The organism is Tessaracoccus flavescens (assembly GCF_001998865.1).
In the GTDB taxonomy this organism is placed as follows: domain Bacteria; phylum Actinomycetota; class Actinomycetes; order Propionibacteriales; family Propionibacteriaceae; genus Arachnia; species Arachnia flavescens.
Genome location: NZ_CP019607.1, coordinates 2,878,300 through 2,903,132 on the forward strand (window position 1 = coordinate 2,878,300; position 24,833 = coordinate 2,903,132).

The window sequence follows — 24,833 nt, forward strand, 5'->3', positions numbered from 1 at the left end:
GTGCTCAGCGTCGAGCGTTGGAGATCGACCCTGGGGGACCTCGCATGACCGAACTGAGCCCGAAGCGGCGCCGCGCGGCGCTGCTGTCGCTCGCACTTGGTGGCTTCGGCATCGGAGCGACGGAGTTCGTCGCGATGGGCCTGCTGCCGCAGACCGTCTCCTCGCTGCTCCCAGAACTCTGGGCCACCGATCAGGATCAGGCCCTCGCCCGGGGCGGCCTGATCATCTCCGCCTACGCACTCGGAGTGGTCGTCGGCGCCTTCACCCTCGCCATCGCCACCGTCCGGCTACCACGCAAGGTCGCCGTCACGGGGTTCTGCGTCGCCTTCACCGTCGGCTCGCTGCTTGCCTTCGCCGCCCCCGGCTTCTGGTGGCTCGTCGCAGCCCGGTTCCTGGCCGCGCTCGCGCACGGGGCCTACTTCGGTTTCGCCTCGCTGATCGCCGCCGAGATCATGGGCCCGGGCAGCCGGGGCAAGGGGATCGCCTTCGTGTTGTCCGGACTGACGGTCGCCAACGTGATCGGCGTGCCGCTGATCACCGTGCTTGGCCAGCATGCGGGCTGGCGCGCCGCCTACCTCGCGGTCGCCGCGATCTTCGCGCTCGCCACGGTCGCGATCTGGCTGTTCGTGCCGAGGCAGCCCGGCAACCCGAACGCGAGCATGCGCGGCGAGCTGCGGGTGTTCAAGCGGCCCCAGGTGTGGCTGACGCTCGCCATCGGGTCGATCGGGTTCGGAGGCTTCTTCGCCGTCTACTCCTACGTCTCGCCGATGGTGACCGACCTTGCGGGCCTGCCGCAGTCCTGGGTTCCGGTCACGCTCGTCGTGATCGGCATCGGCATGACCGTCGGTACCCTCGTCGGCGGGCGGGCTGCCGACCGTGGCGCGCTGCAGACGCTGGTCAAGGTCTATCCGTGGTTCATCGGCGCGCTCGCGGTGCTCGGCATGTTCGCGGCGACGCCCGCCGTGCTGCTGATCTTCCTGCTGGCGATGGCAACGCTCTCGTCTGTGATGATGCCTGCCATCCAGACCCGCCTGCTCGACGTCTCTGGAGACGCACAGACCCTCGCCTCGGCCCTGAACCGCGCCTCGCTGAACATCGGCAACTCGATCGGCGCCGCGCTGGGCGGTCTCGTGATCTCGATGGGTCTCGGCCTCACCGCACCGGCCTGGCTCGGAGCGGCGCTTGCCACCATCGGGCTCGGGCTGGCGCTCCTCTCCGGCCTGCTGCAACGACGCGGAGTCCGCTGAGTGGCGGAGGTTCTCCCGGAAACGCGAAGGGACCCGGCCATCTCGGCCGGGTCCCATTGCGTGACCTGATCAGGCCTGGCGGCTGCGTTCCTGGGCGCGCAGCGCGCGGCGGGCCTCGTCCAGCCGTTCGGTGACGGAGCGACGCACCTGCTCGCTCGGCTCGTTGTCCTCGAGCCACGCCTGGTAGGTGCCGACAAGCGAGTCCGACACGAGCGGGGTCGGGAACAGCCACCGCAGGGCGGTGCCGATCGCCGCGTAGCCGCGGCTCTCCCACACGCCCTCGCGGCGCGAGATCCGGCCGAGCAGGTCGAGGTAGGCGGCCGGGTAGGGCTCGAGCACCTCGTCCTGGCCATAGCGCCAGAACCCCATGCAGATCGCGCGATGCGTCTCGTTGGGCACCTCCGCGTCCCCGGTGGCGAGCGTCCAGGCCTGGGCCTTTGACTCCTCGTCGGGAAGGGCGGCAGCCGCACCCGCGGCCGACTCGGCGCCTGCAGAGGTGTTGTCGCGGTCGAGCTCGGCGCTGATCTCGTCATGGCCGATCGCGCCCAGCTTCGCGAGGGCGGCCGTGATCGACCAGCGCATGCCGGTGTCGATGGCCAGGCCCTCGGGGACCTCCTCGCCGTCGAGCCAGCCCTTGAGCAGGTCGACGCCCTCGGCCGAACGCACCGAAGCGATCAGCGCCTTCGCCGCGAGCACCTGCTTGTCCGAACCGGGCTCGGACTCCTTGAGCAGGCGGGCGAGGCCGGCGACCAGCTTGACGTTGAGGTCGTCGCGAAGCTCCGGTGCGGTGAACGCGAGCGCCGCGTTGCCCGCCTGGGCAAGCAGCGTCGATACGGCGGCCATGTCGGTCTCGCTCGGCAGCCCGGCGAGCACGAGGGCGACGTAGTCCTGTGCGGGCAGCTCCGCATCGCGGGTCGCCTCCCAGAACGAGGTCCACGCGACGGCGCGGGCGAGCGGATCGGTCAGGTCGTCGAAGTGCTCGATCAGCGTGCGGGTGGAGTCGTCGTCGAGGCGGATCTTCGCGTAGGTGAGGTCGCCGTCGTTGAGCAGGACGAGGTCGCCGCGCTCCGTGCCGATCAGCTGCTCGACGGAGGTGCGTTCGCCGGTCACGTCCAGCTCGACGAACTCGCGGCGCTCAAGGGCACCCTCCCCGGTCAGGGCGTAGATGCCGATGCCGAGCCGGTGGGTGCGCAGCGTCGGCCACTGCTCCGGTGCGCTCTGCACCACCTCGAAGCGGGTGAAGCGGCCCTCGCCGTCGACGTCGAAGTCGGCCGTGAGGGTGTTGACCCCCGCCGTCTCCAGCCATTCGGAGCTGAACCAGGACAGGTCGCGTCCGGAGGTTGCCTCCAGCTCGACCAGGAGGTCGCTGAGCTCGGTGTTGCCGTAGGCGTGCTTCTCGAAGTAGGCCTTCACGCCCTGCAGGAAGGCGTCGCGGCCGACGATCGAGACGAGCAGCTTCAACACCGAGGCGCCCTTGGCGTAGGTGATGCCGTCGAAGTTCTGCTCGACCTTCTCGAGGTCGGACATGTCGGCGGCGATGGGGTGCGTCGTCGACAGCTGGTCCTGCAGGTAGGCCCAGGCCTTGCGCTCGTTGCTGAACGAGGCCCACGGGTTCGCCCCGGTGCCGTGGGTGCGGGCGATCTCGTCGTTGGCGAAGTGGGAGGCCCACTCGGCGAACGACTCGTTGAGCCACAGGTCGTCCCACCAGCGCATCGTGACGAGGTCGCCGAACCACATGTGGGCCAGCTCGTGGAGGATCGTGTTGTCGCGCGCGTCCATCTCGCGGGAGGTCACGCGGGAGCGGAAGAGGTACTCGTCGCGGAAGGTGACGCAGCCCGCGTTCTCCATCGCTCCGGCGTTGAACTCGGGCACGAAGATCTGGTCGTAGGTGCCGAACGCGTAGGGCACCCCGAAGGCGTCCTCGAAGACGTCGAAGCCGTACTGGGTCGTGGTGAGGATCCGGTCAGCGTCCAGGTACTGGGCCAGCGACTGGCGGCAGGCAACCGATGCAGGCACCTCACCGGCGGCGGAGTTGATCGTGCCGCGCACCACATGGAAGTTGCCGGCCACGAGCGCCGTGATGTAGGTCGACATGGTTTTGGTGGTCTCGTGCTCGAAACGGCCGAAGCCGTCACCGATGTCGACCGGGTCGACGCTCGGCGCGTTGGTGAACACGACCCAGTCGGACGGCGCGAGCACCGTCAGCTGGAAGGTGGCCTTCTGGTCGGGCTGCTCGGCGTTGGCGTACATGCGCCGTGCGTCTGCCGTCTCGAACTGCGTGTACAGGTAGGTGAGGCCGTCGACCGGGTCGACGAAGCGGTGCAGGCCCTCGCCCGAGTTCGAGTAACGGCACACCGCGACGACGCGGATCTCGTGCTCGCCCTCGGAGAGTGAGGGAAGGGGGAGGCGGTAGCCGTCGAAGGCCGTGACGTCGAAGGGTGCGCCGTCGAGGGTGGCTTCGCGAACCTCGTCGGCGATGAGATCGAGGTGGGTGTCGCCTCCGGTCGAGGTGAGGCGCAGCACCGTGGTGGACAGGAACTGGCGTTCCTTGTCCCCGACCTCGCGTCCGGTCAGGTCGACTGCGACCTCGTAGGCCTTGGTCGAGATGACCTGCGAGCGGGCGGCTGCCTCGTCACGTGTGATGTTGGCCGTGGCCATGGGCGTCCTTTACTACATGTTCAGCGCTCACACTTTTGTGCGGGCAATGACCCATTCTTCTACGGTTACCGGCCCCACAGTGGGATTTCGGGAGGCCTATCTGCGGGTGGATTGTGGAACGATGGCCACATGACCGAGCAGACCGATGCCGAGAAAGGCGTCACCTCACCTGAGCTCCGCCGACGCTGGACCGAGCTCAACACGCTGCTGACGGAGGCCCAGGAGGCCTACTACGGTGTCGATTCGCCGACGCTTTCCGATGCCGACTACGACTTGGCGATGCGCGAACTCGAGGCGCTCGAGGCAGACCACCCCTCGCTGGTCAACCCCGATTCCGTCACCCAGAAGGTCGGCGCGGCCCGGATCACGGAGTTCACTCCGGTCACCCACCGGCGACGGATGCTCAGCCTCGACAACGTCTTCAGCGAGGAGGAGCTCTCCGGCTGGCTGGCCAGGACCCCGACCAGCCGCTACCTGTGCGAGCTGAAGATCGACGGGCTCGCGGTCGATCTCGTGTACCTGAACGGACGACTGAGCGTCGCGGCAACCCGCGGTGACGGCCGGGTCGGCGAGGACGTCACGCCCAACGTGTCGACGATCAGGACCATCCCGCACCGGCTCACCGGGGACGTGCCCGAGGTGTTGGAGGTCCGCGGCGAGGTCTTCTTCCCGGTCGCCGAGTTCGAGGAACTCAACGCCTCGCTCGTGGAGGCGGGGAAGGCGCCATTCGCGAACCCGCGCAACGCGGCGGCCGGATCGCTGCGCCAGAAGAACCCCTCGGTGACGGCGTCGCGCCCGCTGCGGATGCTCGTGCACGGCATCGGCGAGATCGACGGGGTGAGCTTCGAGTCCCAGTCCGAGGCGTACGAGATGTTGAAGGGCTGGGGGCTTCCCACGCCCGACACGTTCCGGGTCGTGGAGACCCCGCAGGAGGTGCTCGCCTTCGTGGAACACCACGGCGAGCGCCGCCACGACCTGAGCCACGAGATCGACGGCATCGTGATCAAGGTCGACAACCTGGCCGAGCAGGACCGGCTCGGGTCCACCTCCCGTGCTCCGCGCTGGGCCATCGCCTACAAGTACCCGCCCGAGGAGGTCAACACCGTCCTGCGCGACATCCAGGTCAACGTCGGACGCACCGGGCGGGTCACCCCGTTCGGCGTGATGGAGCCCGTCTTCGTCAGCGGCTCCACCGTCGAGATGGCGACGCTGCACAACGGCTACGAGGTCAAGCGCAAGGGCGTGCTGATCGGCGACACCGTCGTGCTGCGGAAGGCCGGAGACGTGATCCCCGAGATCGTCGCCCCGGTGGTCGCCCTGCGTGACGGCACCGAACGCGAGTTCGTGATGCCGACCCACTGCCCCTCCTGCGGGACGGAGCTTCGACCGGAGAAGGAGGGGGACAAGGACATCCGCTGCCCCAACTCGCGGACCTGTCCCAGCCAGTTGCGCGAGCGGCTGTTCGGGCTCGCCTCCCGGGGAGCCCTCGACATCGAGGCCCTCGGCTGGGAGGGCGCGGCAGCCCTGCTTGAGTCGGGGCGCCTGGCGGACGAGGGCGACCTGTTCTCGCTTACCGCCGACGACCTGCTGCAGACCGACTTCTACACCCGCACCGCCAAGCCGGCCGAACTGGCCGGGGCCAGCGTCCCGATCCGGGACGGGCGCGTGCTGTCCACGGTCGGCCAGAAGCTGCTGTCGAACCTGGAGAGCGTCAAGAGCCAGCCCCTGTGGCGCGTGCTGGTCGCCCTGTCGATCCGCCATGTCGGCCCGACGGCTGCCCGCTCGCTCGCCACCCACTTCGGGTCGCTGGACGCCATCCGGGCCGCCTCGCCCGAGGAGCTTGCCGCCGTCGACGGCGTCGGCTCGGTGATCGCGGAGGCGGTGCTGAACTGGTTCACGGTCGACTGGCACCGCGACATCGTCGAGAAGTGGGCGGCATCAGGGGTGCGGATGGCCGACGAGATCGACACCTCGATCGAGCGCACCCTCGAGGGGTTGACCGTCGTGGTCACCGGCTCCCTCGACGGGTTCAGTCGCGACGGCGCGAAGGAGGCCATCATCTCGCGCGGGGGGAAGGCGTCCGGCTCGGTGTCGAAGAACACCGACTACGTGGTGATCGGCGCCAACGCCGGTTCCAAGGCGAAGAAGGCGGAGAGCCTGGGACTCACCGTCCTTGACGAGGCCGGATTCGTCACGCTCTTGTCCGAGGGGCCGGCAGGGCTGGAATAGTGGGGGCATGCGAGTCCACATTGCCACCGACCACGCCGCGTTCGAGCTCAAGGAATACCTCGTCAGCAGGCTGAAGGAGGACGGCTTCGAGGTCGTCGACCACGGAGCCCACGCCTACGACCCCGAGGACGACTACCCGCCGTTCATCATCGCCTGCGCCGAGGCTGTCGTCGCTGACGAGGGCGCGCTCGGCGTCGTGCTCGGCGGTTCCGGCAACGGCGAGCAGATCGCCGCGAACAAGGTGCGCGGCGTGCGCGCCGCGCTGGCCTGCAACGTCGACCTCGCCCGGCTGGCGCGTGAGCACAACAACGCAAACATCGTCGCTCTCGGGGGACGGATGCAGAGCCTCGAGGAGGGCTACGACATCGTGCGGACCTTCCTCGACACGGACTTTCCCGGCGAGGCGCGCCATCAGCGCCGCATCGACCTCATCTCGGAGTACGAGAACCGCTAGGTCAGGGCTGGACCCGCCTGTGCCGGGCGCTGGACGTCGATCAGCCGTGGCAGGACCAGGTTGGCGGCGCAACGCTCGTTCAGTCGCCGGCTGTACCGCCTCAGGTTGCTCATCGAAAACTGCGCCATGGGCCTGAGCCTAAACCCTGATCAGGACGCAAACGCGCATTTTCGCTGACCGCTTCACCCGACGCGGGGTCGTCGGCGCGGCACCGGGTGTAGGGGTCTGCTCAGCGAAACCGGGGGATTGTTCGCGGTCCGGGGGCCGCGCTCGGATAGTGTTTCCATCACACTCACAAGGAGGCGTCGATGTCGTCCTCGCTGCCGGTTCCCCAGCCGTCCGAGCCCGCGTGGGAGCGGTTCACAGCCGACCCAAGGACGCCACGCAACGCAGACGTCAGGGTCGGCCACAGCGACCGCGACCTCGTCGCGGACCTGCTGGGCGACGCCTACGCGCTCGGCAAGCTCGACAACGACGAGTACAACGAACGCCTCGACAAGGCCATGCAGATCAAGACGGTGGGGGAGATCTCCCCGCTCGTCGGTGACCTGGTGACGGGAAGCGCCCCTGCGCGGCGGGACGGGTCGCGCGGCCGGATCATCGCCTCCCGCATCCTGCTGCTGATCGCGGGCACCGTCGTGGGGATCAACGTGCTGATCTGGCTGCTCGCCAGCCTTTCGGCAGGCGCACTGCTCTACTTCTGGCCCATGTGGGTCGCCGTCGGCATGGTGATTCCGGTCGTGATCGCGTTCGCGTTGGGTCGCTCCGACGACTGATCCTCGCGGCGCCGAGGCAGGAGGCGCGCCCGGATCGCCCGGTCTTTGTCGACAAGGCCGGAGACTCCGTCACGACCGAACTGGTTTGGCTCCGACATGGGGCCAAGCCTAGTGTCCGGGCGACGCGCTAGATTGGCGGGATGCCCGAGGGACACGTCATCCACCGCCTGGCCTCCGCACTCACGGACAGCTTCGGCTCACGCCAGGTCAGCGTCACCTCCCCACAGGGACGCTTCGACGCCGGACGGCTCGACGGGGCCGTACTCGAGCGGGGGGAGGCCGTCGGCAAGCACCTCTTCATCGACTTCGCCACGGGTGACGTCGTGCACATCCACCTCGGCCTGATCGGCAAGTTCCAGTTCACCGACTTCGATGCGCCGTGGGGCCAGGTGCGGCTCAGGATCACCGACGGCGTCACAGCGGCCGACCTCCGCGGGCCCCAGTGGTGCCGGATTATCACGCAGGACGAGAAGGAGGCCGTGCTCGCCACCAGCGGGCCCGACCCGCTGCGCGCCGACGCCGATCCGCAGCGCGGATTCGAGCGGATCCGGCGCTCCGGCAAGCCTATCGCCGCCCTGCTCATGGACCAGCGGGTCGCCGCGGGCGTGGGCAACATCTTCCGGGCCGAGGTCCTCTTCCGACACCGGCTCAACCCGCTCACCCCTGGCCGCGACATCGACCGTCGCACCTGGCAGGTGATCTGGGACGACCTGGTCGAACTGATGGCCTACGCCGTCGAGCACGGCCGCATCGACACCGTTCGCGAGGAGCACTCGCCCGAGGCCCAGGGCAGGCCCGCCCGGGTCGACAGACACGGGGGCGAGGTCTACGTGTACCGCAGGGCCGACCTGCCGTGCCACGTGTGCGGCACCCCGGTGCGCACCACGACGTTGGAGGGCCGCAACCTGTACTGGTGTCCGCGCTGCCAGCGCCGTTCCAAGGCGGCTCGTGGCTGAGACGCGGCCAGTAGGCTCTTGTGCCATGAAGTGGAGCCGCTACGCAGCGATCCTGTTCGACCTCGACGGCGTGATCACGCCGACCGCCGAGGTCCACATGCGCGCATGGAGTGAGACGTTCAACTCGTTCCTCACCGGTCGTCCCGGGCAGCCGCCCTACACCGATGACGACTATTTCGCCCACGTCGACGGCAAGCCCCGCTTCGACGGGGTACGCGACTTCCTCGCCTCCCGCGGCATCCGGCTCCCCGAGGGCACGCACGACGACCCGCCCGAGCAGGACACGGTCGGTGGGCTGGGCAACCGGAAGAACCAGATGTTCAACCGGATCATCACCCGCGAAGGCATCGCCGCCTATCCGGGCTCGGTGCGCCTGCTGCGCAGGCTGGCCGAGGAGGGGATGAAGTTCGCAGTCGTGTCCTCCTCGCGCAACGCGAAGGCGGTCCTGCACGCCGCGGGCCTGGAGGACTGGTTTCCCGTCGTCGTCGACGGCGCGCTCGCGGCCAGGGAGCACATTGCGGGCAAGCCTGCCCCCGACACGTTCCAGCACGCAGCCGCGCTGCTCGGCGAGCCCGATGCCAGGTGCGTCGTGGTCGAGGACGCCATCTCAGGGGTCCAGGCGGGCGCGGCCGGAGGGTTCGGCCTTGTGATCGGGGTCGACCGTGGCGCCGGTGGCGCCGAACTGCGCGCCGCGGGCGCGGACATCGTCGTGAAGGACCTCGCAGAACTGGTGGACGCATGATCAGAGACATCGCAGGCGACCCGATGAACCGCTCCAGGTTCCCCGTGGACGAGTGGCGGCTGACCGAGGTCGAACCGGCCAACGGTGACGTCGGGGTGACCGAGACGCTTTTCGCGATCGGCAACGGCTACCTGGGCATGCGCGGCAACCCCGAGGAGGGGCGCGACAGCTACGCCCATGGCACCTTCATCAACGGCTTCCACGAGACCTGGCCGATCAAGCACGCCGAGGAGGCGTTCGGGTTCGCCCACACGGGCCAGACCATCGTCAACGCCCCCGATGCGAAGCTGCTGAAGATCTACATCGACGACGAGCCACTCACGCTCTCGGTCGCCGACCTTGACCGCTACGAGCGGAGCCTCGACTTCCGCACCGGGCAACTCCACCGCACCGTCATCTGGCGCACCCCGGCGGGCAAGCGGGTGCGGATCCGAAGCTCACGGATGGTCTCGTTCACCGACCGCCACCTCGCCCTGTTCGAGATCGAGGTCACGATGCTCGACGGCGACGCGCCGATCGTGATCAGCTCCCAGATCGTCAACCGCCAGGACGGCTACACCGACTACCGCAAGGCTGAGAAGGAGCAGGAGGGCTTCGACCCGCGTCGCGCGGCCAACCGGGGGGAGCGCGTGCTCCAGCCCGTGCTCGACTGGCACACCGACTCGCGGATGATGCTCGGCTTCCAGACGACGCGCTCCGGGATGACCATCGGTGTCGCCGCCGATCATGAGATCGAGACGGCCAACGCCGTCGAGGTCAGCACGTCGACCCAGCCAGACCTCGCCGAGCAGGTCTTCACGGTCGAGGCGAAGCAGGGCATCCCCGTCACCCTGCACAAGGCGGTCGCCTACCACACGTCCCGCGGGGTGCCCGTCGGTGAGCTGTCCGACCGGTGTCGCCGCACCCTCGACCGGGTCAAGGAGCACGGCTTCGACTACTACTACGCGAAGCAGCGCGAGTGGCTCGATGTGTTCTGGCGCAACGCCGACGTCGAGATCGAGGGCCAGCCCGCGATCCAGCAGGCGGTTCGCTGGTGCCTGTTCCAGCTTGCCCAGGCCACTGCCCGCAGCGACCAGCTCGGCATCGCGGCGAAGGGCGTCACCGGCTCGGGCTACGAGGGCCACTACTTCTGGGACACCGAGATCTATCTCGTCCCGTTCCTGATCTACACCTCGCCGCACATCGCCCGCAACGCCCTGCGCTACCGCGTGAACCTGCTCCCGCAGGCCCGTGAACGCGCAACGGTGTTGTCCCAGCGGGGCGCCCTCTTCCCCTGGCGCACCATCAACGGCGAAGAGGCCTCGGCCTACTACGCCGCGGGCACCGCGCAGTACCACATCGACGCTGACATCGCGTTCGCCTTCGACAAGTACCGCGACCTCACGGGCGACCAGGAGTTCATGTACCGCGACGGGGCCGCCGTGCTGATCGAGACGGCCCGGATGTGGGCCGACCTGGGGTTCTGGCGGGTCGCGGCGGACGGGGAGAAGAGCTTCCGCATCCACGGTGTCACCGGCCCGGACGAGTACACGGCCGTGGTGAACAACAACTTCTACACCAACGTGATGGCAAGGGCGAACCTGCGCACCGCCGCCGACCTGGTGCGCGAGATGCGCACCGTCGACGAGGCCGCCTACGAGCGTGTCGCCACGCTGCTCAACCTCGACCCGGCCGAGATCGAGGAGTGGGAGGAGTGCGCCGACAACATGCACATCCTCTTCGACGAGACCTTCGGCATCCATCCCCAGGACGAGGCGTTCCTCACCTCGGAGCTGTGGGACCTGGAGAACACTCCGGACAGCGCGCGCCCGCTCCTGCTGCACTTCCATCCCCTCGTGATCTACCGGTTCCAGGTGCTCAAGCAGGCCGACGTCGTGCTTGCGCTCTTCCTGCAGGGCCACGAGTTCACCGCACAGGAGAAGAAGGCCGACTTCGAGTACTACGACCCGATCACCACGGGCGACTCGACCCTGAGCGGCGTCGTCCAGTCGGTGATCGCCGCCGAGGTGGGCTACCAGGACATGGCGATGCAGTACTTCCTGAGCAGCCTCTACGTCGATCTGGCCGACCTGCACAGCAACGCCCGCGACGGCGTCCACATCGCGTCGACCGGAGGGGTGTGGAACTCGCTCGTCTACGGCTTCGCCGGCCTGCGCGACCACGACGGCCACATCACCTTCGACCCGCGGCTGCCCGCGAACTGGTCGGGGATGACCTTCCCGCTGCGCGTGCGCGGTTCGCGGCTGCGGGTCCATCTGCACAGGGACTCCATCGCGTTCGAGGTGGAGGAGGGCGAGCCAGTCGAGCTGAGCGTCCGGGGACAGCACGTCTCCGTCCACCACGGCGAGCCGGTCACCGTTGAACTCGACGGCCAGGGCCCCAGGCTCGAGTCGCTTCGCGGGTCGCACCCCATCGTCGGCGTGCATCGTGAGGACGGCTCGGTCGTGCGCGCGGTGCTTCCGGAGGCGCACAACCAGGAAGGCGTGGAGGGGGCCTGATGAGCCTGGAACTGGCAGGCCCGGTCGTCGAACACTTCGAGTCGAGGCTGTTGCCCGAGGGGATCGAGCTGACGGGCACCGGTCGGCTCCGTCGGCTCAGCATCGAGTTCCCCGGGTGGCTGACCCCGCGCCAGGTCGAGGACGCCGTCGGCATGGACATCGAGCACGAACTGGGCGTCACCGCCCGCGTGCGGCTGCGCTCGGGCCAACGGATCCGGATCGAGATCGCCCTCGAGTCGGACTCGTCCGACCTGGTCACCGTGCCGGGGCCCGTGCTGCGGGTCGAGGGCCCGCACCGGCCGGTCTCGTGGCTGGCGGGCGCGTCGGCGGAGATCGTGCTGCCCTCGAACGAGGGGCCTGGCCTGCTCACGCAGCGTCGCGGCCTCTCCACTCCCGGTGGGGAACCCGGCGTGTGCCATCCGCTCGAGGCTGAGGTGACCCTGCGGGCCCGCCACCTGACCAGCTCCGCCTGGACCTACGAGGCGCAGGAGGGTGACCTGCTCGACGTGCCGTCCGAGCCGACCTGGCTGCCATGGGTGCGCTACGTCGAGCGTGGCCGCGCGGTCGAGATCATCGTCCCCGACGGCGTCGTGACCGTGGACGAACGCACGAGCGTCGACGAGGTCGACGACGAGTTCGAGGTCTATCCACCTGAGGGCCTGAGCACGGTCGGGATCTGGGGTGCGGGCGGCCAGACGCTCGTCGAGGTGGGCGCGCACCGCGGGTTGCCCGGCCTGCGCAGCCTGGTGGCCCACGAGCAGCCGCACGACGACGCGTGGTGTTACGTGGCCCTGCGTCACCTGCTCGAGAGCCAGGCCGACGACGAACTGCTCGACCGGATCGACTGGGTCCTCGGCGACCTCGAGGACAGCCCAACGGCCTGGTCGGCCTGCGCGAGCAAGCTCGCGACGCAACTGGGCCTCCCGCTCGCGGAACAGGCCGACCGCGCCGCGACCACCGTCCTGGCCCGTGGCCGCGCCGACGACGTGCTCCTGCTGGCGATGCATCAGCTGGTGCCGGTGGACGTCGCCTCGGGAGGTTGGCCGGTCGGCGACTTCGACCGGGTCGGGGTCGAGGCGATCGCGGCGCTCAGCTACGGAAGGATCAACACCGACGACGTGCCCGAGCGCGGGCGCGATGTCGCCGTCGCGAAGCTGTACGCGGCGGGGCTGGGGGAGTCGGAGCGGGGGCTGCACGCCGCCGCCTGCGCCCAGGTCGCCGAGGGCCGGCTGCTGTCCAGCCTCTCGGTGCGGCCCAACCCGACCGACGTGGCCTGGCTGTCGATCCAGTAGCTCAGAAGACGAGTCGTTCGAAGGCGATCGAGCGGCGCTGCCAGGACCAGGTGAGCCACACCTCGTCACCGACCACGACCATCGCAGGGTAGGAGAACTCGCCGACGCCGTCGGTGACGACGCCGGTCGCGGCAGCCGTCACGGGAGTGCCGTCTCCCTCCGCGACGCCGTCCTCGAGCACCGTGACCCGCTGCCAGGTGAGCCCGTCATCGGAGGTGCTGGAGATCACCAGGCGCGAGCGTGAGGCCCAGTCGCCCGATGCCTCGTTGTGCGCGCACCAGATCCGCCCGTCGGGAAGCGCGACGGCCGCGATGCCCGAGTTGTTGTTGGGCAGCGTCGTCGGGGTCAGCGGGGGCCAGTCGGTCGGATCGTCGGTCGCGCCGCGGAAGACGCGACCCTCGGTGCTGCGGGTGAGCATGACCAGCCGGGCGCCGGTTCCGGGCACCAGGGCGGGCTGGATGCATCCGGCGCCGCGCAGCGTCGCATGGTCGAGGGGGACAGGGGTCCGCCGCCAGGTGACTCCACCGTCGGTGGAGGCATCGATGAAGCAGTCCCAGGTCGGCGGGTCCCACAGCTCGACAGATCCGGGCGCGAGCCAGGCGTCGTCGATTCGGAGCGGGGACTGACGGACGGGACCGCGGCCGCCCGAGGTGTCACCCGGGACCAGTTCGGCCAGCTCGCTCCAGGTGCGGCCGCAGTCCTCGGACCGGCCGACCCAGGTGGTCCAGGCGTCGATCGTGTGGCCCCGCTTGAAGAAGAGCCAGATTTCCGCCGTCGGGCGCGTGCGAGAGGACCGGGTTCCAGTGCGGCACCGGCTCATCGGGCGCCAATGACAGCTGCGGGCCGTCGTCGCGCTGGACGACGATGCCGGTGTGGGGCGATCGCCGCCCGCGCGGCGGCCGAAGTCCTGCTCGGGGGCGGGGCGTGAGCTGAGGCGGGCAAGGCCAAACCGCCACGCCGTGGTGTCTGCCGCCATAGGGTGAATCATGATCGATCACCTTGGCATCATCGTGACGGACCTGGAACGCTCCGCCCTCTTCTACGACGAGGTCCTTGCGGTGCTCGGTCACCGCAGGCTCATGGACTTCGGCGAGGCGATCGGCTACGGCACCGACGAACCCGACTTCTGGATCTCGGCGGGCGCGAAGGCCGAGCGTGAGGACCACATCGCGTTCTCAGCCCCTGACGCGGACGCCGTCCGGGCGTTGCACGCGACCGCCGTCTCGCTCGGCGCCGAGGAACTGCATGCGCCGCGGCTGTGGCTCGAGTACCACGAGGGCTACTACGCCGGTTTCGTCCGCGATCCCGACGGCAACAACGTCGAGGCGGTCTGCCACTCGGTCGCCCCTGACCAGGCGTGACGCGGGACGATACGGCGCCTGAGGCGCCAGCGGGCCGGTCCGCGTGCTCCGTTGACCGCGGGCGTGCCCAGCCGGTGGGACCGCCTGACAGGGCTGGGTGGGGGGCTCTGTGCCCAATGACTGAGTGTCTCCCACGCTTGGCGACCTGGGGACCTAGCCTTGGGGTGTGGGACGTGCGTCGAAGTAGATCGGGCATAGGCGGCATCGCCCTGCTCATCCTCGTCCTCGCGTCCGGATGCTCGACCCCGCACGACGAGGCCAGGCCCGAGGTGTCGGCGCGGCCGGTCGCGGGGTGTCCGGTCAGTGAAATCGAGGCTGTGCAGGCCGGGCGGGGCGACCTGGGGCAGACCGACCTCGGCGCTGGAGGCTCGGCGGTGCTGGAGTGGTGTCGCTACGAGTCGGACCAGGACGGCCGCGTCACGGTCGAGACCCGCAGGATCGACACCGACGCCCGGTTCTGGGAGGCCGCCGGGCGCATCAGGGACCAGGGGCTGGGGGCAGGAAAGGCCTGCGACCTCGTGGCGAGGCTGCCTGAACTGTTCCTCGTGGCGGAGTCGGAGGACGGGCCGCGGATGGCCGCGCGGGTGCCCGCCGACGGTTGCGGATCGCCTCGGGACGAGTGGATCCGCCTTCTGGAGGAGAGCGGATACGAGGTCACCGGCAGCCAACCGGTGGGGGAGTGATCTCCGAGGCAGCAGGAAAGCGTCCCGTCAAGGCTCGTGCCTCGGTCCCGCACCGAACTCACGGGACGTGAGCACCGACTCCGAGGCCGTCGTGCAGGCGATCGATGCGGTGTGCTGGTGATGCGTGGCGCAGACCAGCGGGATTGACGGGGGTGCCACCTGTGCCGCGTCACCCCGGGGCCGTCAGGTTATCCCCGCGAGTTCCAGGGGTCGGGTACTTCGCCGGGGTTCGAAGTCGATGCTCCCGGTGTCGAGTCTCCATCCACGGATCGGTTGCTCCGCGGGCGGAGGGTGGGTCGGCGGCGGGATCGTCTGCGGGACGTGCCTCCCGATGGGGCCGAACCGGTCGCGGAAGATGAGCCCGCCGGGGGTGCTCGGGTTTCCCGAGATCGTGAAGTGCCCCTGGTGGAGCTCGCGATGGTGCCGGGGGCATAGGGACGCGAGGTTTTCGACGTCGGTGGCGCCGCCCTCGGACCAGGGAAGCAGGTGGTGGTTCTCCAGGAAGCCTGTGGTGACGCAGCCGGGGAAGCGGCAGCCGCCGTCGCGGTCTTCGATCAGCTTGCGGGTGCGTGGTGGGACGATCCGCATCGATCGACCGACCGACACCGGGGAGGCGTTCTCGATCCAGATCGGGCGCACCGTCCCGTCGCAGGTGAGCTTCCGCAGCAGATGCGTCGGCAGAGTGCCGCGCCTGTTCATCCAGCCGTGGCCGTCGACATCCAGGTGGACGAGCACCTTGTAGTGCTCTCGACGGGAGATCGACTCGACCGTGGACAGCGAGCGCGACGCGACCGACAGCAGTCCCTCGGCGAGGGTCGCGTCTGCGTCACCGGCCGTGAAGAGCGCGTCCTTCGCCTCACGGATCGCCTGCTCCACCAGTGCGCCGTCGAGGGGGTCGGCCTCGAAATGCAGCCGGAACCTGCCGTCGTAGGTGCTCATGGTCAGGGTGGGCTCATCGTGGATCGGCGGGTCGACATGGACGACCTCGGGCAACGGTTCGTACCCGGCCGGATGCGGCACGGGTGCCTTGTCGGGGAACGGGTACTTCGGCAGCACCCTGCGCAACTGCGGCACGGTAGCCGCCTCGACGAATGACGACACGGTGGCGGCGTGGGTGCTGGGGACGTGGCGGGCGACCACGGCGAGCTGATCGAGGCTGACCGCCCCCTCGGCCATGCGCGCCTCCAGTTCGGGGAAGTCGCCGCGGCGCCTGGCCACGTCGACGATCTCCTTCGCACGCGCCGGAGACAGTGCGCAGCGCAGCATCAGCCAGTGCTCGGGTGAGGCGATCCCGCCGCCAGACCACGCGTTCGTCGCGAGCACCTGGGCCATCAGGTCGACTAGCTCCGAGTGGAGCTGCGCGAGCTGACCGGCGATGAGTTCGGCCGCCTTCGACGCGACCTCCCACCGCTCGATGCCCGGGTGCTCCAACAAGTCCATAATTAATCGTACACCTGTTCTAATCATGCCGCAAGGGTTTCCCGCCAGATTTCAGCGGCGGGTCTCGTCCGGTGTGGGTGATGCCGACTGGGCCTGAGCACGCATCGCGTGAGCGGCCGGGGGGGTGACCCGAGTCACTCCAGGTTTGCGCGATACCGAGGCGGCCGCGGACGGTCGTCGCGCAGGTGCCTGCCCCGCTGGTCGGTGTTGGCGACGGTGTCGGAGCGGGTCGGCGCTCGAGGTGGGGAAGCGTCGGAAGCTGGCGGCTGGGCCGCCGTCTGGAGAGAGCGGCAGTGCTGTGGATCACGGCGCGCGCGGATCGCTCGACGCGTGGACCCTCGCCGCGAGAAGCTCTCCGTCTCTGTGGGGGCGCGTGAGGCATCGCCTTGTCTCGCGGCCTCAGGGCGGGACGGCCGACCGCCGGCGATCGAGCAGCGGCCAGTGCGGCGCGTCCCGGCGAGCTGCGAGGGCATATGCTGCGGGCTCTCTCTACTGTGAGGTTGCCTTGCCAAGGCGGTGCCATCCACTCCTCAGGCATGCGGCGACGGCTGCTTGAGGCCTACTTCCAATCGAGGCTGTCGATGGCAGTGACGACCTCGGTTCGGGGATCCAGGCAGGTCAGTTCCCGTGGAATCCAGGCGTGTACTGCTTGTCCGCTCTCGTTGACCGCCAGTAGGTAGGGATGAGTCACAAACTGGGCGTTCCAGGAAGCGTCTGTCTTCGCGGGTACATCTGGAAGAGCCAAGGCCTCGACAAGCTGGTCGGCCGGACCTTGGGTTGAGCGCCTGGCAACTTCGCCCCGGCCGTCGGGAGTGCAGCGAACCCAATGTGAGACGGTGAACCCTGCTGGAAGCTGGGCTCCGGGCGGGTTCTGCGCGATGACCGCATCGCCAGGACATTCAGCGGCTTCAAGGACTACCGCCTCGCCAGGGGTAGGTGGTGAGACAACAGCGGTCGGCGTGGGCTCGGCCGACACGTCAGGACCGGGGGAGCAAGCGGCCAGCAAGACCGCTGCGGCCAGTAGGAACCCTCCGACGCCCCGGGGAGTCCACGTCCCGTTGTCGACCAGGCGCTCCTCGCGGCTCAGCCGGTGTGGTGAGGCTGGTAGCGCTAGCCGGGGAGCCGACTGGATGCCGCCGAATGCTCGCTTCGACATGGCTGAATCCTCTCACCCGGCGTGCGCTGAGCGTGCGTTTCGGGAGCGGCTCTGCGGGGTTCTCCCGCGGATCTCTGCGAGGTGGGCGTTCTTGGTGCCTTGCTCCGACTACGCATCCAGCCTTGTCCGGGCCAGGTTAACTGGTCGGGGCGACAGGACTCGAACCTGCGGTCTCCTGCTCCCAAAGCAGGCGCGCTAGCCACTACGCTACGCCCCGTGGTGCGTCGGCGGCCTTGTCGAATCGTGATCTGACAAGGCCGCCGGCACCTCGAGCGGATGACGGGAATCGAACCCGCGTAGCTAGTTTGGAAGACTAGGGCTCTACCATTGAGCTACATCCGCAGAACCGCGGATCAGTGTATCAGCGATCCGCCGTATGATCATTTTCGCCGACGCGACCCGCTCCTGACAAGCTGCTCGGCCCGGTCAGAGGCCGAGGAAGTCCCTGATCTGCGGCAGTTGGCGCCGGGTCTGGGATCTCGCCGCCTCGAACACCGCCCGCAACTTCGTCAGGTCGCGCTCCGAGTTACGGATCGGCATCCGGTCGGGGAAGATCAGGAACGCGCGACCCTCGCTCTCCAACTGCAGCAGCTCGTCGAGGGTGCGGTTGTAGTTGGCGGGTCGCTCGAGGATGCCGTCAGCGATGGCCGGGTATCTGCGAAACAGCGACCGGTAGGCCCGCGGCAGCTTCGGGGCGCTCTTGCGATAGCCGCGCTCACGCGTCATCACCACCAGGAAGCGGTCGTAACCGTCCGCCATCGCGGCGTCGACGGCGAAGCCGCCGGTGGGGCCGAGGGCACCGTCGCAGTAGTCGACCCCGTCGATGCGGGTCAGCGGCATCAGCAGCGGCATGGTCGACGAGGCCCGGACCCGTTTCATCAGCGCGGGCAGGTTGTCGACGTCGTCGCGGTCCCAGTAGACCATCTCGCCGTCGCTGCAGCGGTAACCGCCGATCCGCACCGTCGCGGGGTTGGCGCTGAACGCGTCGAAGTCGAACGGCATCACCTGGTGGGGGAGCGCGGTCTGCTCGTAGATCCACTCCGCGTTGAACACGCCCTTTCCCCTCAGCCAGGTGCGCCAGTCGCCGAACTCCGGCTCGGCCGCGAAGTCCACGAACGAGCGCTCGGCGCGCTCCGGGTCGCGCGAGACATAGTTGGCGAGGCAGCTGGTACCCGCGGAGATGCCGCCGACCCAGTCGGCATGAATGCCTGCCTCGAGCAGGGCCACCAGCGCCCCCGAGGAGAATGACCCGCGCATGCCGCCGCCTTCGAAGATGAGCGCGGTGTCGGTGACGTTGTTGGTGAGGGTCTCGGTCACGCCTGCCATCGTAGGACGGGCACGACGACGGCCGCGATTCACCGCCGCGAAGCGCGTCGCGGGGCCAAGTCCGGCCCAATTGGTGGCAGCGGGGCTGACCGTTAGACTGATGGGCGAACCTTTTTCAACTTCAGGAGTCCATTCGTGCCTAGCACCGTTGAGAAGCTGAGCCCGACGCGGGTCAAGCTCACCGTCGAGATCCCGTTCGCCGACCTTCAGCCCTACCTTGACAAGGCTTACAAGGAGATCGCCGAGCAGGTCAACATCCCCGGTTTCCGCAAGGGCAAGGTGCCCGCGACGGTCATCGACCAGCGCTTCGGCCGCGGCGTCGTGCTGCAGGAGGCCATCAACGAGGCCATCCCCAACGCCTACAACGTCGCGATCGACGAGGCAAAGGTGTGGCCGATGGCTCAGCCCGAGATCGACGTGACCAAGCTCGAGGACAAGGAACTCGTCGAGTTCACCGCCGAGGTTGACGTGCGCCCCGAGGTCAAGCTCCCCGACTTCTCCAAGATCAAGGTCACCGTCGACGCCCCCGAGTCGGCCGATTCGCTGACCGACGAGCGCCTCGAGCTGCTCCGCGAGCGCTTCGCGACCACCAACGAGGTCGACCGCGCCGCGCAGGACGGCGACGTCCTCACCATCGACCTCGTCGCCACCCAGGACGGCCAGGAGCTCCCCGACGCGACCGCCGAGGGCATCGCCTACAAGGTCGGCCAGGAGCGCAACATGCTCGAGGGTCTCGACGCCGCCGTCACCGGTCTGAAGGCCGGCGAGTCGAAGAAGTTCACCTCCACGCTGGTCGGCGGCCAGTTCCGCGGCCAGGAGGCCGACATCGAGGTCACCGTCAAGACGGTCTCGGAGCAGGAACTGCCCGCCATCGACGACGAGTTCGCCCAGATGATCTCCGAGTTCGACACCGTCGAGGAGATGAAGGAGGACCTGCAGAAGGCCGCCGAGCAGCAGGTCAAGGCCGAGCAGCTCGCCGACGCCCGCGACAAGGTTCTCGAGGCCGTCATCGAGAAGACCGACTTCGAGCTCCCCGAAGGCGTCCTCGCCCGCGAGAAGGAGGCGCGCCGCGCCGACATCCAGCGTCAGCTCGCCCAGGGCGGCCTGACCGTCGAGGCCTACCTCGAGCAGGCCGAGGACGAGGAGGCCGAGACGCCCGAGGAGTTCTGGGAGACCATCGACGAGCGCTCCACGCAGGCCCTCAAGGCCCAGGTCGTGCTCGACGTATACGCCGACGAGAACAAGCTCGACGTCTCGCAGCAGGAGCTCACCGAGCTGATCTTCCGCAAGGCCCAGCAGAACGGGACCTCGCCCCAGGACGAGATCAACCACATGATGGAGCACAACCACATGCCCGAGTGGATGCAGGAGATCCGCCGTGGCAAGTCGCTGGCCGCCATCTGCGCCGAGGCCACCGTCACCGATGCCGACGGCAACAAGATCGACACGGCACTGCCGGTCGAGGACGCCGCCGACGAGGTTGAGGCCGAGGAGGCCGCTGAGGAAGCGGTCGAAGAGAAGGCCTGAGCCAACCAACTGATCTGAAGGTCGCCGTCGGTCCACTCGGACCGGCGGCGATCTTCTTCGTTGTCACGGGGCTAGACTCGTCCCGCCATCGACTGCCGCGAGGAGATCACATGAGCAACCCCGAGGACAAGGTGCCCGATCCGGAGATCGACCAGCCGGAGGTGCCCGCACGGGCGGCGGCCCCTGACGCGACGACCACCGTCGAGGAGGCTGCGGCACCGCACCGGCACGACGAGACCCCGCCCCAGGACGTCGGAGCGACCGGGGTGACAAGACGCGGGCTCCCGAGGCTCGGGATGGTCGCGATCATCATCGGCGCGGTCGCGCTGTCGCTCGGGCTCATGCAGAACCTGTCGAGCACCATCGCCCCGCTGTTCCTCGGCCTGAACCTGATGATCGCCGCGTACCCCGTCTACACGGGGCTGAAGAAGATCAAGGCGCCGAGCCTGCTCGCGGCGGTCGTCACCATGCTGACCGTGTTCGTCGTGTTGATCCTCGGCATCGGCGCGGTCGCGTGGTCGGTCACCCAGGTCGTCGCGGTGCTGACCCAGTACAGCGACCAGTTCGTCAACCTCTACAACCAGGCCATCGGCCTGCTCGCCCAGCTCGGTTTCGACCAGGAGGAGATGCTCAAGTCGCTGAAGTCGATCTCGCCATCGAGCATCCTCGACTTCGCGGGCGGCATCCTGTCGAGTACCTCCGCAGCCAGCGGCCTGATCGCCGTCATGATCGTCGGAATCGTGTTCATGACGATGGACCTCCCGTCGGTACAGGAGCGGCTCGCGATCGTGCACCGCCAGCACCCCGGTCTCACCGACTCCATCTCCGCCGTGGCAAGTGGCATCCGTCGCTACTGGGTCGTGACCACCGTCTTCGGCTTCATCGTCGCCCTGATCAACGGCGGCGTGATCCTCGTGCTCGGCGTGTCGCTCCCGCTGGTGTGGGTGGTGCTCACGTTCATCACAAACTACATCCCCAACATCGGTTTCGTGATCGGCCTCGTGCCCCCGGCGCTGCTGGCGCTCGTGGAGAAGGGGCCGGTGACCGCGCTGATCGTGGTGATCGCCTTCTCGGTGATCAACTTCATCCTGCAGTCCCTGATCCAGCCCAAGTTCACCGGCGACGCCGTCGGCATCACCCCGGCCGTGTCGTTCGTCTCGCTGCTGCTGTGGGCATGGGTGTTCGGTGCGCTCGGCGCCCTGATCGCGCTGCCCGCGACGCTCACCGTCAAGGCGCTGCTGATCGACCCGGACCCGAAGCTTCGCTGGCTCAACGCCTTCATCTCCAACGACCCGAAGACCGCGGAGGCCTGACCTCAGGCGGTCGCCCCGGTCAGCACCGAGGCGATCGGCGCGCGCAGAAAGCATCGCCATGGTGTCCCTTTGTGACGGTGTCTCTCCCGGCCCCGTTCCGATCGGAACCGGCATCCGCACAGCCGGAGTCCAGAGTCCCATCCCGAGGTCGGGCGTGTCGGGTCCGGCTACTGGTCATTCACGCCTGCGGCGAACTTTGACCACGCCGCTTGGGTGTGCACGAAATCCCGGTAGTTTAGGGGAGTGACTCAGACTCCGATTGACGCAATCCGCATGGCTGGGCCGGGTGCCTCCGGCCTCGGCATGACCGACAACGTCTACGCGTCCCTGTTGGCCAACCGGATCATCTTCCTCGGCTCCGAGGTGAAGGACGAGAACGCCAACGCCATTTGCGCGCAGATGCTTCTGCTGAACGCAGAGGATCCAGACAAGGACATCTACCTCTACATCAACTCGCCCGGCGGCTCCGTCGACTCCGGCATGGCGATCTTCGACACCATGCAGTGGATCAGCAATGACGTGGCGACCGTCGCGATGGGCCTTGCCGCCTCGATGGGGCAGTTCCTGCTCTCGGCCGGAACGCCGGGCAAGCGTTTCGCGCTTCCGCACAGCCGGATCATGATGCACCAGCCCTCGGGCGGCCTCGGTGGCACGGCCTCCGACATCCGCATCCAGGCCGAGCAGTCCCTGCACATCAAGAAGACCATGGCCCAGCTCATCGCCAAGCACACGGGCCAGACGGTCGAGCAGATCGAGGCCGACTCCGACCGCGACCGGTGGTTCACCGCCGAGCAGGCGCTCGAGTACGGCTTCATCGACCACGTCTTCGAGCGCGCATCCCAGATCAAGTCGGAGGCTCCGAACCAGTGATGTTGAACACCAACCCCCTCCCGCAGGGCATCGCGCCCGCAGGCGTCGACATGAACTACTACATCCCCCAGTGGGAAGAGCGCACCAGCTACGGTGTGCGTCGCGTCGACCCCTACACGAAGCTGTTCGAGGACCGCATCATCTTCCTCGGCACCCCCATCAACGACGAGGTCGCCAACGCCGTCATGGCGCAGCTGCTGTGCCTCCAGTCGATGGACCCTGAGCGTCAGATCTCGATGTACATCAACTCGCCCGGTGGCTCCTTCACGGCGCTGACGGCGATCTACGACACGATGCGCTACATCAAGCCCGACATCCAGACCGTGTGCCTCGGCCAGGCCGCCTCGGCCGCGGCCGTGATCCTCGCGGCAGGCACGAAGGGCAAGCGGCTCGCCCTGCCCAACTCGCGGATCCTGATCCATCAGCCCGCGACCGAGGGCGGCTACGGCCAGTCGTCTGACCTGGAGATCCAGGCGAAGGAGATCCTGCGCATCCGCTCTCTCATGGAGGAGATGCTCGCCAACAACACCGGCCAGGAGGTCGCGAAGGTCAGCAAGGACATCGAGCGTGACAAGTTCCTCACGGCTCAGGAGGCCGTCGAGTACGGCATCGTCGACGACATCCTCCCCTCGCTGAAGGAAGTCGGCTGAGCTAGCCGCCGGAAGGCAACCTTCCGACGCATGACAGCAGGCGACGGCGCCGCCCCCGCACCGTTCGGGAGCGGCGCCTTCCCTGTCCGCGACACGTGATCCGGCCCGCCGGAACGCCCTCGGGAGTGTCGCATTCCGCCTGACCCGGCGACGGGTAGGGTTGGCGGGAAGACGCAAAGACAACCGTGGTTCTGAGGAGGTGGACGGCGTGGCGCACATCGGCGAATCCAGCGACCTGTTCAAATGCAACTTCTGCGGAAAGAGCCAGAAGCAGGTCAAGAAGCTCATCGCCGGCCCAGGCGTCTACATCTGTGACGAGTGCATCGGACTCTGCAACGAGATCATCGAGGAAGAGTTCCCCGTCCAGACCGAGTCCGCGGTCGCGGCAGAGCTGCCGAAGCCCCGCGACATCCGCGACTTCCTCGACACCTACGTCATCGGCCAGGACACCGCAAAGAAGGCGCTGTCCGTTGCCGTCTACAACCACTACAAGCGCATCCAGTCGCAGCAGAGCCCGCACGGCCGCCGCGCCGAGAGCGACGACGTGGAGGTCGGCAAGTCGAACATCCTGCTGATCGGCCCCACCGGCTGCGGCAAGACCTACCTCGCCCAGACCCTCGCACGGATGCTCAACGTCCCGTTCGCCATGGCAGACGCCACCGCGCTGACCGAGGCGGGCTACGTCGGCGAGGACGTCGAGAACATCCTGCTCAAGCTGATCCAGGCCGCCGACTTCGACATCGCAAAGGCCGAGACCGGCATCATCTACATCGACGAGATCGACAAGGTGGCCCGCAAGTCGGAGAACCCGTCGATCACGCGCGACGTCTCCGGAGAGGGCGTGCAGCAGGCACTGCTGAAGATCCTTGAGGGCACGGTCGCCAGCGTCCCGCCGCAGGGCGGCCGCAAGCATCCGCACCAGGATTTCCTGCAGATCGACACCACGAAGGTGCTGTTCATCGTCGGCGGCGCGTTCGCAGGCCTCGAAGACATCATCAACTCGCGCGTCGGCAAGCGTCCCCTCGGCTTCAACACCGGGGCCTCCGATGCCAAGGACGAGGTCAAGGCTGATCCGTACTCGCTCGTGCGTCCGGAGGATCTGCACAAGTTCGGCCTGATCCCCGAGTTCATCGGCCGCCTGCCCATGATGACGACGGTGACGCCGCTCGACCGCGAGGCGCTCGTGCGGATCCTCGTCGAGCCGAAGAATGCGCTCACCCGTCAGTTCCAGAAACTGTTCGATCTCGACGGCGTCGAGCTCGAGTTCACCGACGACGCTGTCGAGGCGATCGCCGACCTCGCCCTCGCGCGTGGGACGGGTGCGCGAGGACTTCGCGCCATCCTCGAGGAACTGCTGCTCGACGTCATGTTCGAGGTTCCCTCCGAGGAGGACGTCGCCCAGGTGCTGATCACGCGCGAGGCTGTCGACGGCACGGCCAAGCCGACCCTCGTGCCGCGGGCGAAGCTCGCCCGACGCCGCGATCTGTCCGCCTGACCTGACGCTCTGATCGGGATCGATGGCGAGCGAAAACGACAAGGTCGCGCCCGCGCACACCGAACCGTGCAGCCCACTGTGGCTCAAGATCGCGCTCGTGGTCGGCAGCAGGAAGAACCGGCGTCGCGTTCCGGGCGACCGCTAGCGCCCGGCCATCTGT

Annotated in this window: 20 protein-coding genes and 2 tRNA genes; 16 read left to right on the forward strand and 6 right to left on the reverse strand. The window is 68.3% G+C overall.

The genetic code is table 11. The features are described from left to right. The first annotated feature begins 44 nt into the window (after window positions 1-44). Window positions 45-1,247, forward strand: coding sequence for an MFS transporter (locus BW733_RS13950; RefSeq protein WP_077351407.1), 1,203 nt, complete (start codon window positions 45-47; stop codon window positions 1,245-1,247). A 69-nt stretch (window positions 1,248-1,316) separates the two neighbouring features. Here BW733_RS13950 and pepN read toward each other — a convergent pair whose 3' ends face one another. After that, window positions 1,317-3,905: an aminopeptidase N gene (gene pepN / locus BW733_RS13955; RefSeq protein ID WP_077351409.1), complete on the reverse strand. Its 2,589-nt coding sequence runs from the start codon at window positions 3,903-3,905 to the stop codon at window positions 1,317-1,319. A 129-nt stretch (window positions 3,906-4,034) separates the two neighbouring features. Between pepN and ligA the strand changes: the two genes are divergently transcribed. The 7 genes from ligA (at window position 4,035) to BW733_RS13990 (ending at window position 12,852) form a co-directional block, all read left to right on the forward strand. Further along, window positions 4,035-6,134: an NAD-dependent DNA ligase LigA gene (ligA, locus tag BW733_RS13960; RefSeq protein WP_077351411.1), complete on the forward strand. Its 2,100-nt coding sequence runs from the start codon at window positions 4,035-4,037 to the stop codon at window positions 6,132-6,134. A gap of 7 nt (window positions 6,135-6,141) precedes the next feature. Next, complete coding sequence (locus BW733_RS13965) at window positions 6,142-6,588, forward strand: ribose-5-phosphate isomerase (RefSeq protein WP_077351413.1); 447 nt, start codon at window positions 6,142-6,144, stop codon at window positions 6,586-6,588. Between the two features lie 308 nt (window positions 6,589-6,896). Continuing rightward, complete coding sequence (locus BW733_RS13970) at window positions 6,897-7,364, forward strand: DUF1707 SHOCT-like domain-containing protein (protein ID WP_077351414.1); 468 nt, start codon at window positions 6,897-6,899, stop codon at window positions 7,362-7,364. A gap of 140 nt (window positions 7,365-7,504) precedes the next feature. After that, a complete protein-coding gene (locus BW733_RS13975) occupies window positions 7,505-8,320 on the forward strand; it encodes an Fpg/Nei family DNA glycosylase (RefSeq protein ID WP_077351415.1) in 816 nt (271 codons plus the stop codon). A gap of 25 nt (window positions 8,321-8,345) precedes the next feature. Further along, on the forward strand, window positions 8,346-9,062 hold the full coding sequence (locus BW733_RS13980; RefSeq protein ID WP_077351417.1) for an HAD family hydrolase: 717 nt from the start codon (window positions 8,346-8,348) through the stop codon (window positions 9,060-9,062). Beyond that, window positions 9,059-11,560 (forward strand): glycoside hydrolase family 65 protein, encoded by a 2,502-nt coding sequence (locus BW733_RS13985; RefSeq protein ID WP_077351419.1) that lies wholly within the window; start codon window positions 9,059-9,061, stop codon window positions 11,558-11,560. The genes BW733_RS13980 and BW733_RS13985 overlap by 4 nt, the downstream gene beginning before the upstream one ends. After that, window positions 11,560-12,852, forward strand: a complete 1,293-nt coding sequence (locus BW733_RS13990; protein ID WP_077351421.1) for a hypothetical protein — start codon at window positions 11,560-11,562, stop codon at window positions 12,850-12,852. Before BW733_RS13985 ends, BW733_RS13990 begins: the two co-directional genes overlap by 1 nt. A gap of 1 nt (window position 12,853) precedes the next feature. Here BW733_RS13990 and BW733_RS13995 read toward each other — a convergent pair whose 3' ends face one another. Beyond that, the gene (locus BW733_RS13995; protein WP_152024723.1) at window positions 12,854-13,840 is read right to left on the reverse strand and encodes an exo-alpha-sialidase; all 987 of its coding nucleotides are present in this window, start codon (window positions 13,838-13,840) and stop codon (window positions 12,854-12,856) included. Here BW733_RS13995 and BW733_RS14000 point away from each other — a divergent pair. Together BW733_RS14000 and BW733_RS14005 are read left to right on the forward strand one after the other, a co-directional pair. Next, window positions 13,839-14,213, forward strand: a complete 375-nt coding sequence (locus BW733_RS14000) for a VOC family protein (RefSeq protein ID WP_077351425.1) — start codon at window positions 13,839-13,841, stop codon at window positions 14,211-14,213. The two genes, BW733_RS13995 and BW733_RS14000, sit on opposite strands and share 2 nt — an antisense overlap. A 173-nt stretch (window positions 14,214-14,386) precedes the next feature. Continuing rightward, window positions 14,387-14,896: a hypothetical protein gene (locus tag BW733_RS14005; RefSeq protein WP_152024724.1), complete on the forward strand. Its 510-nt coding sequence runs from the start codon at window positions 14,387-14,389 to the stop codon at window positions 14,894-14,896. A gap of 183 nt (window positions 14,897-15,079) precedes the next feature. On the opposite strand, the gene BW733_RS14010 is transcribed toward BW733_RS14005, so the two are convergent. The 4 genes from BW733_RS14010 to BW733_RS14025 all read right to left on the reverse strand — a co-directional run bounded on the left by BW733_RS14010 (window position 15,080) and on the right by BW733_RS14025 (window position 18,809). Further along, entirely contained in the window at window positions 15,080-16,336 is a 1,257-nt protein-coding gene (locus BW733_RS14010) for an HNH endonuclease signature motif containing protein (RefSeq protein WP_161490245.1), read from the reverse strand. 1,297 nt (window positions 16,337-17,633) lie between these two features. Then, window positions 17,634-17,709: transfer RNA gene (locus BW733_RS14015), tRNA-Pro, on the reverse strand. 54 nt (window positions 17,710-17,763) lie between these two features. Continuing rightward, window positions 17,764-17,834 (reverse strand) — tRNA-Gly (locus BW733_RS14020). Between the two features lie 84 nt (window positions 17,835-17,918). Further along, window positions 17,919-18,809: a patatin-like phospholipase family protein gene (locus BW733_RS14025; protein ID WP_077353018.1), complete on the reverse strand. Its 891-nt coding sequence runs from the start codon at window positions 18,807-18,809 to the stop codon at window positions 17,919-17,921. Window positions 18,810-18,953: 144 nt separating this feature from the next. On the opposite strand from BW733_RS14025, the gene tig reads away from it, so the two are divergent. The 6 genes from tig to BW733_RS19805 all read left to right on the forward strand — a co-directional run bounded on the left by tig (window position 18,954) and on the right by BW733_RS19805 (window position 24,818). After that, entirely contained in the window at window positions 18,954-20,345 is a 1,392-nt protein-coding gene (gene tig, locus BW733_RS14030) for a trigger factor (RefSeq protein WP_077351431.1), read from the forward strand. A gap of 110 nt (window positions 20,346-20,455) precedes the next feature. Further along, window positions 20,456-21,658: an AI-2E family transporter gene (locus BW733_RS14035; RefSeq protein ID WP_077351433.1), complete on the forward strand. Its 1,203-nt coding sequence runs from the start codon at window positions 20,456-20,458 to the stop codon at window positions 21,656-21,658. A gap of 273 nt (window positions 21,659-21,931) precedes the next feature. Beyond that, complete coding sequence (locus BW733_RS14040; RefSeq protein ID WP_077351435.1) at window positions 21,932-22,528, forward strand: ATP-dependent Clp protease proteolytic subunit; 597 nt, start codon at window positions 21,932-21,934, stop codon at window positions 22,526-22,528. Next, window positions 22,528-23,178, forward strand: a complete 651-nt coding sequence (locus BW733_RS14045) for an ATP-dependent Clp protease proteolytic subunit (protein ID WP_202970216.1) — start codon at window positions 22,528-22,530, stop codon at window positions 23,176-23,178. Before BW733_RS14040 ends, BW733_RS14045 begins: the two co-directional genes overlap by 1 nt. Window positions 23,179-23,386: 208 nt before the next feature. Further along, on the forward strand, window positions 23,387-24,673 hold the full coding sequence (gene clpX, locus BW733_RS14050; protein ID WP_077353022.1) for an ATP-dependent Clp protease ATP-binding subunit ClpX: 1,287 nt from the start codon (window positions 23,387-23,389) through the stop codon (window positions 24,671-24,673). Window positions 24,674-24,695: 22 nt separating this feature from the next. After that, complete coding sequence (locus BW733_RS19805; RefSeq protein WP_257787450.1) at window positions 24,696-24,818, forward strand: hypothetical protein; 123 nt, start codon at window positions 24,696-24,698, stop codon at window positions 24,816-24,818. The last annotated feature ends 15 nt before the right edge of the window (window positions 24,819-24,833 follow it).

Excerpts from the sequence above, each read along its gene's own strand:
- BW733_RS13950 (WP_077351407.1), top strand. The coding sequence starts at position 45 with ATGACCGAACTGAGCCCGAAGCGGCGCCGCGCGGCGCTGCTGTCGCTC.
- pepN (WP_077351409.1), bottom strand. The coding sequence starts at position 3,905 with ATGGCCACGGCCAACATCACACGTGACGAGGCAGCCGCCCGCTCGCAG.
- ligA (WP_077351411.1), top strand. The coding sequence starts at position 4,035 with ATGACCGAGCAGACCGATGCCGAGAAAGGCGTCACCTCACCTGAGCTC.
- BW733_RS13965 (WP_077351413.1), top strand. The coding sequence starts at position 6,142 with ATGCGAGTCCACATTGCCACCGACCACGCCGCGTTCGAGCTCAAGGAA.
- BW733_RS13970 (WP_077351414.1), top strand. The coding sequence starts at position 6,897 with ATGTCGTCCTCGCTGCCGGTTCCCCAGCCGTCCGAGCCCGCGTGGGAG.
- BW733_RS13975 (WP_077351415.1), top strand. The coding sequence starts at position 7,505 with ATGCCCGAGGGACACGTCATCCACCGCCTGGCCTCCGCACTCACGGAC.
- BW733_RS13980 (WP_077351417.1), top strand. The coding sequence starts at position 8,346 with ATGAAGTGGAGCCGCTACGCAGCGATCCTGTTCGACCTCGACGGCGTG.
- BW733_RS13985 (WP_077351419.1), top strand. The coding sequence starts at position 9,059 with ATGATCAGAGACATCGCAGGCGACCCGATGAACCGCTCCAGGTTCCCC.
- BW733_RS13990 (WP_077351421.1), top strand. The coding sequence starts at position 11,560 with ATGAGCCTGGAACTGGCAGGCCCGGTCGTCGAACACTTCGAGTCGAGG.
- BW733_RS14000 (WP_077351425.1), top strand. The coding sequence starts at position 13,839 with ATGATCGATCACCTTGGCATCATCGTGACGGACCTGGAACGCTCCGCC.
- BW733_RS13995 (WP_152024723.1), bottom strand. The coding sequence starts at position 13,840 with ATGATTCACCCTATGGCGGCAGACACCACGGCGTGGCGGTTTGGCCTT.
- BW733_RS14010 (WP_161490245.1), bottom strand. The coding sequence starts at position 16,336 with ATGGACTTGTTGGAGCACCCGGGCATCGAGCGGTGGGAGGTCGCGTCG.
- BW733_RS14035 (WP_077351433.1), top strand. The coding sequence starts at position 20,456 with ATGAGCAACCCCGAGGACAAGGTGCCCGATCCGGAGATCGACCAGCCG.
- BW733_RS14040 (WP_077351435.1), top strand. The coding sequence starts at position 21,932 with ATGGCTGGGCCGGGTGCCTCCGGCCTCGGCATGACCGACAACGTCTAC.
- BW733_RS14045 (WP_202970216.1), top strand. The coding sequence starts at position 22,528 with ATGTTGAACACCAACCCCCTCCCGCAGGGCATCGCGCCCGCAGGCGTC.
- BW733_RS19805 (WP_257787450.1), top strand. The coding sequence starts at position 24,696 with ATGGCGAGCGAAAACGACAAGGTCGCGCCCGCGCACACCGAACCGTGC.